Genomic DNA, 8604 nt, shown 5'->3' with positions numbered 1-8604 from the left:
ACTTGGTTAAGAAAGAGAGGGAAATATCATTTTGGTTTTAAGAAACATCATGTAACCGATCAACAAGGCTTGGTTCTTGGAGTATTAACCACAACTGCAAGTAAGAATGAGATATCTAATTTAGAAGATGTTTTAAATACCGTCACGGTAAAATTACTTAAGATAGCACTAAATCTATTGAAAAATGAAAAAACTGAAAAACAAGGTGTTGCTGGAAAGAGACTTAAAGCGGGGTGGAATCATCATTACCTTTTAAAAGTGCTAAACATAAAAGTGTGAGTTTGCCCTGAAGATTAGCTACGAAGAGCTATTAGACTCAAATTTTTAAACTAAATTTGTTTTCTGAACGTTATTATACTTCATGAAAATAATTGGATTTTTTTTTTTCTATTTATTCTGTTTGGTCAGCACAGCCCAAACCAAATTCTCTAATTCAAAAAGTAAGGAGCTTCAAGTAAAAACAGATAGTCTCTATATATCAGACGTAAGTATAAGTCCTGTAAGTTTTAAAATCCTATATAATAACGAAATAGTACCTCAAAGTGATTACTCCATTAACTTTGCAACCTCTTTGCTAATTATTGACGCTGATAAATACAATAATATCAAAGTTGAATATACCGCTTATCCTGATTTCTTAACTCAAACCTATGCCCCATTAAATAAAAACTTAATTGTTCCTAACAGCAATAATACAGCCAATCTATATCGGATTTCAAAGAAAAAAGACGAAGGTAAAACTCCCTTTAAAGGTCTCTATACGCAAGGGAGTTTAGTCCGGGGACTTACTATTGGTAACAATCAAGATGCTGTTACGAACTCTAGTTTAGATTTACAAATTTCTGGTAAATTATCTAAGGATGTCACAATCAAAGCATCGATATCCGACAGTAATATTCCTATTCAAAAAAATGGATACTCACAACAAATAGAAGAATTTGATCGAATATTTATCGAATTATTCACCAATCAATGGAATATAAAAGCAGGTGATATTAACCTAGATAATGATGAAACTGAATTTTTAAGTTTTGATAAAAAAGTAGCTGGACTCTCTGTAGATATCACACCCACAAACACAACTTCTGAAAATAATTTTAAAGCATCAGGAGCTCTGGTAAGAGGACGGTTTACACGTTATCAATTTAATGGTGTTGATGGGAATCAGGGTCCCTATAAGCTGCTCGGACCCAATAACGAATCTTATATTATTATTTTGTCGGGTAGTGAAACCATTTATATCAATGGTATACCGATAAAGCGAGGAAATCAAAATGATTATACCATCGATTATAATACTGCTGAAATAACATTTACAACCACTTTTCCAGTGACCTCAAATATGAGAATTACTGCAGAATTTCAATATTCAGACAGGAATTACACTAGATTTGTAAGTTATAATAAAGCCTTTTATAAAGGAGAAAAACTTAAAATTGGAGGTTATTTTTATACGGAAAGCGATGCCAAAAATCAACCTTTATTACAAAGCTTAACAGACGGTCAAAAAGAAACACTATCCGAAGCAGGCAACGATCAATCAAAAATGATTTCTGAAAGTGCTTATCGAGAAGACTACGACGAAAACACAATTCTGTATAAAAAAACGTTCCTCAATACTATTGAAATTTTCGAGTTTTCGCAAAACAAAGAAGATGAACTATATGCTGTAACTTTTAGTTACCTCGGAGTAAATGAAGGTAGTTATCAATTGACAACAACAACTGCCATCGGAAATATTTTTGAATACCTTGGATCTAATCTTGGAAATTATGACCCTGTGATTCAACTCGTAGCACCTACAAAACTACAAGTTACTGTTGCCAAAGCTACCTATAGTCCAACTTCAAAAACTTCTTTTGATACAGAAATTGCAATGAGTAATAACGATCAAAATCTATTTTCCTCAATCGATAATAAAAATAACAGAGGCATAGCTGCAAAAGGAGCTTGGACTCAAATTTACAAAGACAACAAGTGGTTGGTTAAAAGTAGTATTGATTTTGATTATTTAGAAGAAAACTTTACTAGTATTCAACGTATTTACGATGTCGAATTTTCTAGAGATTGGAATTTGCAAAACCCTACAGGCACTCAAGAGTTTTTAAGATCTCACATTATGGTTTCCAATAAAAAGAACAGTGAATTTTCTTATGACTATGAATCGTTGAAATATCAAAACTCATTTAGTGGGCACAAGCACATCATAACGGGCAGATTAGCTTCTGATAAATCTTCTATACAGATTAATGCGAGTATTCTGAAAAATAAAAGTACTATCCAAAAAGGAAACTTTCTAAAAGCCAAGATTCTTTTAAAACACAAATTTAACAAAAGTTGGATTGGAGCTATAATCGATACCGAAGATAATAAACAAACAGAGGTAGTTTCAAAACAATTAAATTTGTCAAGTCAAAAATATTTAAGTTACGGAGCTTATGTGGGAGTTGGTGATAGCACAAAAGTATATGCCCTAATAGGTATTGACCTAAGGCAGAATGACAGTGTTCAAAACAACGAATTAACTAGAGTAAACAACTCGAAGAGCTATTATATAAAATCTCGATTGGTTCAGCAAAAAAACGCACAAGTGAGTGCTGCAATTCATTATAGAACTGTTGAAAACATTTTTCAAGACAATAGTAATGCTTTGAATTCAAGACTTAATTACTCTCAAAGATTGTTTCAAAATTTTGTCAGTTGGAATTCAATTTATGAAACGTCATCAGGTACCTCACCTCAACAACAATTTGTTTATATAAAAACAGAAGCTGGTCAAGGGTTTTATACTTGGATTGATTATAATAACAATGGTATTCAGGAATTTGAGGAGTTCGAAATTGCAAAATTCTCAGATCAAGCAGATTATTTAAGAGTTACTCTGCCTACCATTAATTATATCAATGTAAACCAGACCAAATTTAGTCAGAGTTTTAACATCAACCCTCTCTTATGGAAAACAAAAGGTAACTTTAGAAGGGTTCTTTCTCTATTTTCTAATCAAGCTTATATTTTAGTGGATACAAAAAAGAGACGAAATAGTGACGGGTTTGATCTAAATCCCTTTGATACAAATAATGAATCTATCATTAGCTTGCTGCAAACATTTAAAAACAGTTTCTTCTTTAGAAGAGGTTTACAGCACTATTCTACGACTTATATTTATTCAAAAACACAATCAAAAACAAACCTAGGAATCGGGTTTCAAGAAAATAATAATTTGTTAAAGCAACTTAGTTTTCAACATAAAATAGGTGTGTTTTGGTTGATTGACATGAAAATAAGTCAAATAGAAACCGAAAGTGATAGTGAAAATTACAGCGATCGAATTTATAAAATCGACAGTCAAGAATTCTTTCCTAAACTTATCTATTCTTTTTCGAAAAACAGTAATTTTTCCTTTGCTTATGAATACAAAGACAAAGCAGATTTTACAAATTTAACCTACTTAGAGCTACATAAAGTAGGAACTTCATATCAATACTCCCATCCTGAAAAAGGAGCAATCCTTGCAGATTTTAACTTGTACAAAAACAACTTTTCTGGAAACACAAATTCTCCTGTTGCTTATGAAATGTTAGAAGGTCTTCAGCCGGGGAACAATCTTGTATGGAATTTGATTGCACAAAAAAAATTAACAAGTTACTTACATTTAAACCTAAATTATTCAGGAAGGAAAAGTGACTTAACAAATACCGTGCATACAGGAAGTATACAACTCAGAGCTGTTTTCTAACATTTCATTGAAAACAGTTATTTCAAGTTAAATAATTTAAGTTTTATATAGTACATTTGTTTTATAAAAATTGTTATACAACTTAATTATATCTAATGAAAAAAACGATCGCATTAATTTTGTTTGCATTGGTATTTAAAATATCCTCTGCACAAACAAATGAAATAAAAATAGACGTATTTGATGTTTTAGCTTTATTAGCTTTAGATGTCTCTTTCGAACATAACTTAAACACAGAATCTTCTGTAGGTGTTTCAGTCTTATTTAATTTTGCTAAATCCTCAGCTAGTTTTCGCTATGATCAGGAATTTGCATTGACTCCTTATTACAGACAAAATTTCTTTTCGAGAGGAAATTTAAATTATTTTGGTGAGTTTTTTGGAAGCCTTAATACGGGTGATAAAAATATTAATGATATAAATTCTGGTGACAGTTCTAGTTATACAGATTTTGCCTTAGGGTTAGGTTTTGGAGTAAAGTATGTTACTGTAAATGGATTTGTTGCTGATTTGCACGCTGGAATTGGAAGAAACTTATTTAACACAGACTATTCTCCTGTTATAGTTCCAAGAGTTGGAATTTCTATCGGAAAGGAGTTTTAAAAAAATCTCATAAAAAAGGGGGGGGGGGATTGACATTGTCAATCCCCCTTTTTTTATGTTCTACTGAAACTTATTTACAGTGGGTTTCATAAGCTTCTTTTAAATGATCAGAAATCATTTCTGCTGATCTACCTTCAATATGATGACGTTCTAACATATGTACCAATTTTCCGTCTTTAAATAAGGCAATTGCTGGAGATGAAGGAGGAAAAGGAACCATAAATTCCCTTACTTTCCCAACGGCAGCAGAATCTACTCCTGCAAAAACAGTTGCTAAATTTGTTGGCTTTACTGCTCCTTCAACAGATGCAATTACTCCTGGACGTGCTGTACCTGCTGCACAACCACAAACAGAGTTTACCACTACTAAAGTAGAGCCTTCTAATTTCAATGTGTTTTCAACTTCTTCTGGAGTTTTCAATGCCGAAAATCCTGCTTGTACCAATTGCGCTTCCATTGGTGCAGTTAATTCTTGTGGATACATATATTTGTTTTTTAGAATATTAATTGTTTTCGACGACAAAGATACGCATAGAATCTCATTCAAACACCTCCCTACTATAGATTTCATTTATACAAGACTCCTTGTTTTTCTTTAAGACTATCTTAACGAAGATTAAAACATGAAAAAATGTAAAATAAAGTATCTTTGCCGTATAAAATTATATTAGAAATGGCAAGTTTTACAAAATGGTTAGGTGCTGGATTGGGTTGGTCTTTTGGAGGTCCAATAGGTGCATTACTTGGATATATAGTTGGAAACGTAATTGATGGCTTTACTAAAAAAGACATACAAGAATTTAGGCAACAAGCACAACACCACAACAATGATACACTTTCTGGTGATTTTGAAATAAGTTTATTGATCCTCTCTTCTTTTGTTATCAAAGCAGATGGAAAAATTGATCAAAGAGAGTTGGATTTTGTGAGAGCATATTTTGTAAAAATGTATGGAAAAGACAGAGCCAACCACGCATTTAGATTGTTTAAAGGAATTATAAATAGTCAAGACCTCTCTGTTCGTCAAATATCACTTCAAATTCGTCAACAAATGCAACTTGCTTCTCGTTTGCAATTGATGCATTACTTATTTGCATTGGCAAAAGCAGATGAAATTATAACTCCTGATGAATTAGATATGTTACACAAAATCGCAGGGTATTTGAGTATCAACTCACACGATTTTGAATCGATAAAAGCTATGTTCTATAAAAATGCGGAAAGTGCATATAAAATATTAGAAATAGAAAAATCGGCTACGGATAAAGAGCTAAAAGCTGCCTATAGAAATATGGTGAAAAAACATCATCCAGACAAAGTCAAATATTTAGGTGATGAACATCTAAAAGGGGCAGAAGAAAAATTCTTGAAAATACAAGAAGCTTACGAGCAAATAAAAAAAGAAAGAGGACTTTAATTTTTCTATTTAATTTCAAGTAATAAATGCATCTTTTATACTAGATAGACATTATACTATTATGGTTGAGTAACCATAATAGTATAATGGATGTATTAAATTTGTTTCTTTTTCATTCATGCTTTACATAAAAACAAAGCCGTAGCAGAGCTGTACTCTGTTTTTTACTTCTACAAATATTCCAAATTAGTGCATCATTAAAAATCAAATTTTGTATATTTCAATCATAGGTTGGTATTGCTCAGAATTTAATTTCTTGAATATTACAGTTTGTGAATCAGTTCCCAATACAGGTTAAAATCAATGCGACTTTTGTTGTCTTAAATAGATTTGTTTGTCTGCCATTCTGTATGCTTAAATTTATTTGTCATTTTGTCTCGACAAGAAACAAAACCAAAGTAGGTCAGCCTATTTTCGATAGATAGACTTTTAATTTCCTAATTCAAGTTGGTTTTTAACTAAATTAAAATATTCGGACTTAATATCTACTAATTCTTTATGGCTCCCACTTTCTACAATTTTTCCTTTTTTTAAGACAATAATCTGATCAGAATTTTTTACCGTAGATAAACGATGAGCAATAATAACTACGGTTCTACCTTTAAAAAACTCTTGTAAATTATCATGAATAACACGTTCGTTTTCGGAATCTAAAGCACTTGTTGCTTCATCTAAATATATATATCTTGGGTTTTTATAGATAGCTCTAGCGATTAAAATACGCTGTTTTTCCCCTCCAGAAATACCATTACCTACAGTCCCTATTTTTGTTTTTATACCTAATGGCAATGTAATAATAAATTCTTCTAAGTTGGCTGCCTTTATTGCTTTTTCTAATTGTTTGAAATCAATTTTTTGATCCCCAGTTGTAATATTACGTTCTATGGTATCCGAAAAAATGAACCCGTCTTGCATTACAACACCACAATTTTCACGAATGCTTTTTGGAGATAATGAAGTAGTAGTATCATTATTATAATAAATATTTCCTTCTGTTGGATCATAAAACCGTAATAACATTTTTATAAGTGTCGTTTTTCCGCTTCCACTAGCTCCTACTATTGCTGTGATTTTTCCTTCAGGAATATGTGCACTAATATCATTAAGTATATTGGTGGATTTAGGCCCTTCATATTGAAATGAAACATTTTGTATTCTGATTCCTCTTTCAATTCCGTTTTCAGGGAATCTTTTTTTTATAGGTGCTAGTTCTCTAAGTAAAACATTTTTGCCTTTTATTAAAACTGATTCTTCTTCGTTATTAAGAGATTGCACTTCACTTAAACGTTCTAAACTTAATTGAGCATCTTGTAATGATCTAAAGAATCTGACTAATTGTGTTACTGAAGAATTCATTTGTCCTATGATATAAGAAATACTTAATAAAGCTCCTAGAGACATGCTTCCTTGAACAACATAATTTGCAGCTAGAAAAGTAACTAAAATATTTTTCAATTGGTTTAAAAATTCAAAACCTGAAAGTTGTATCTGATCAATTTTTAAAATTCTTATGTTAATATTAAATAATTTTTGTTGAATGCATTCCCATTCTTTGCGTTTAAGTTCCTCAAACTGGTTTAGTTTCATCTCACTAACACCATTTAGCATCTCGTAGATAGACTCTTGACTTTCACCGCGTTGCTGAAACTGGTAATAGTCTAAATGTTTCCTTTTTTTAAGCCAATAGAACGACCAGCTAATTGCAATTGTTGTCAAACCGAGATATACTAATAATATTTTATAATCATAATACCATAGTACGCCAAAGAAAACAGAAAAAGTAATTAATGAAAATAGGGTTGTTAAACTTTGTGAAGTTAAAAAATTTTCAATTCGATTATTATCTTGAATTCGCTGATTAAAATCACCCATAGTTTTTGTGTCAAAAAATTTTATTGGTAATTGAAGCATTTTTTTTAAGAAGGCAGAAATAATATCTATACTTAAGTGCGTCCCAACATATAACATAAGCCAGTTTCTAAAAATCTCTATTGTCAATGTTCCTAAAAAAACACCTAACTGAGCCAATAGAATATAAAAGATGATATTAATGTTTTTTGCACTAACTCCTTTGTCTATTAATGCTTCTGTTAAAAATGGAAAAACAAGAGTCAATCCACTTCCAACAAGAAGTAAAATAAATACAATAGTTAAGCGTTTTTTATACGGTTTTAAATGATTAAACAAGTATTTTACAGTCAATCTTTCTGCTTTCGGAATTTCTTTTAAATGAAACTCTCTTGTCGGATTTAAGAATAATACAACTCCTTTGTTTTCTTCTGAACACCAAGAATGTAAAAAATTATCTTCAGTTAATTTTACTAGCCCATGACCAGGGTCGGCTATATGATAATACCATGTGCTTGAAAATCTACTTTTTGTGATTTTTTGTAGCACAACAAAATGGTTTTGATTCCAATGTAATATACAAGGAAATAATTCTGACTTTTTTTTTAAATTTTCAACCGTGAGTATGGTAGAAAACGGTTCTAAGCCAATTTGTTTTGACGCTTCAATGATTCCTAATAAAGAAACCCCTTCACGCGTAATAAATGCTTGCTCCCTTAGGTAAGAGAACGAATAATTTTTCCCATAATAATTTGCAATCATTATTATACAAGCTGGACCACAATCCATTTGATCATGTTGAGGTGTAAATTTCATTTAAAAAACATTTTCCGAGTTATACGCTTAGTGTCTGTTTTATATTTTTTTGATATTTAGGTTTTTGTAGTACCATTCTAAGAATTGTTTTATGAAAAATGGATTCTTTGTATTGTGACCTATTAATTCTAAAACAAAATTCATCAAAATATGCTTGTATATGCCATTTACTTACATGAGTTGGT

6 protein-coding genes and 1 pseudogene are annotated in these 8604 nt (G+C 31.0%); 4 read left to right on the top strand and 3 right to left on the bottom strand.

From position 1 onward, the window contains the following. The 3 genes from V5787_RS01970 to V5787_RS01960 all read left to right on the top strand — a co-directional run. Positions 1-279, top strand: a 279-nt coding sequence (locus V5787_RS01970) for a transposase (protein ID WP_336891609.1), incomplete at its 5' end; no start/stop codon positions are given. 82 nt (positions 280-361) lie between these two features. Further along, positions 362-3736 (top strand): hypothetical protein, encoded by a 3375-nt coding sequence (locus V5787_RS01965; RefSeq protein ID WP_336891608.1) that lies wholly within the window; start codon positions 362-364, stop codon positions 3734-3736. A 95-nt stretch (positions 3737-3831) separates the two neighbouring features. Further along, on the top strand, positions 3832-4338 hold the full coding sequence (locus V5787_RS01960) for a DUF3575 domain-containing protein (protein ID WP_336891607.1): 507 nt from the start codon (positions 3832-3834) through the stop codon (positions 4336-4338). Positions 4339-4408: 70 nt separating this feature from the next. Here V5787_RS01960 and V5787_RS01955 read toward each other — a convergent pair whose 3' ends face one another. Next, the gene (locus tag V5787_RS01955) at positions 4409-4822 is read right to left on the bottom strand and encodes a BrxA/BrxB family bacilliredoxin (RefSeq protein ID WP_336891606.1); all 414 of its coding nucleotides are present in this window, start codon (positions 4820-4822) and stop codon (positions 4409-4411) included. A 189-nt stretch (positions 4823-5011) separates the two neighbouring features. On the opposite strand from V5787_RS01955, the gene V5787_RS01950 reads away from it, so the two are divergent. Next, entirely contained in the window at positions 5012-5755 is a 744-nt protein-coding gene (locus tag V5787_RS01950; protein ID WP_336891605.1) for a TerB family tellurite resistance protein, read from the top strand. Positions 5756-6184: 429 nt separating this feature from the next. Here the strand turns inward: V5787_RS01950 and V5787_RS01945 are convergent, their stop codons facing one another. Together V5787_RS01945 and V5787_RS01940 are read right to left on the bottom strand one after the other, a co-directional pair. Then, the gene (locus V5787_RS01945; RefSeq protein ID WP_336891604.1) at positions 6185-8419 is read right to left on the bottom strand and encodes a peptidase domain-containing ABC transporter; all 2235 of its coding nucleotides are present in this window, start codon (positions 8417-8419) and stop codon (positions 6185-6187) included. Positions 8420-8438: 19 nt separating this feature from the next. Further along, positions 8439-8604: pseudogene (locus V5787_RS01940) on the bottom strand (IS1595 family transposase); the annotation flags it as partial.

Source organism: Flavicella sp., from assembly GCF_037132785.1.
GTDB lineage: Bacteria > Bacteroidota > Bacteroidia > Flavobacteriales > Flavobacteriaceae > Flavicella.
This window is presented reverse-complemented; position numbering and strand designations above follow the sequence as displayed.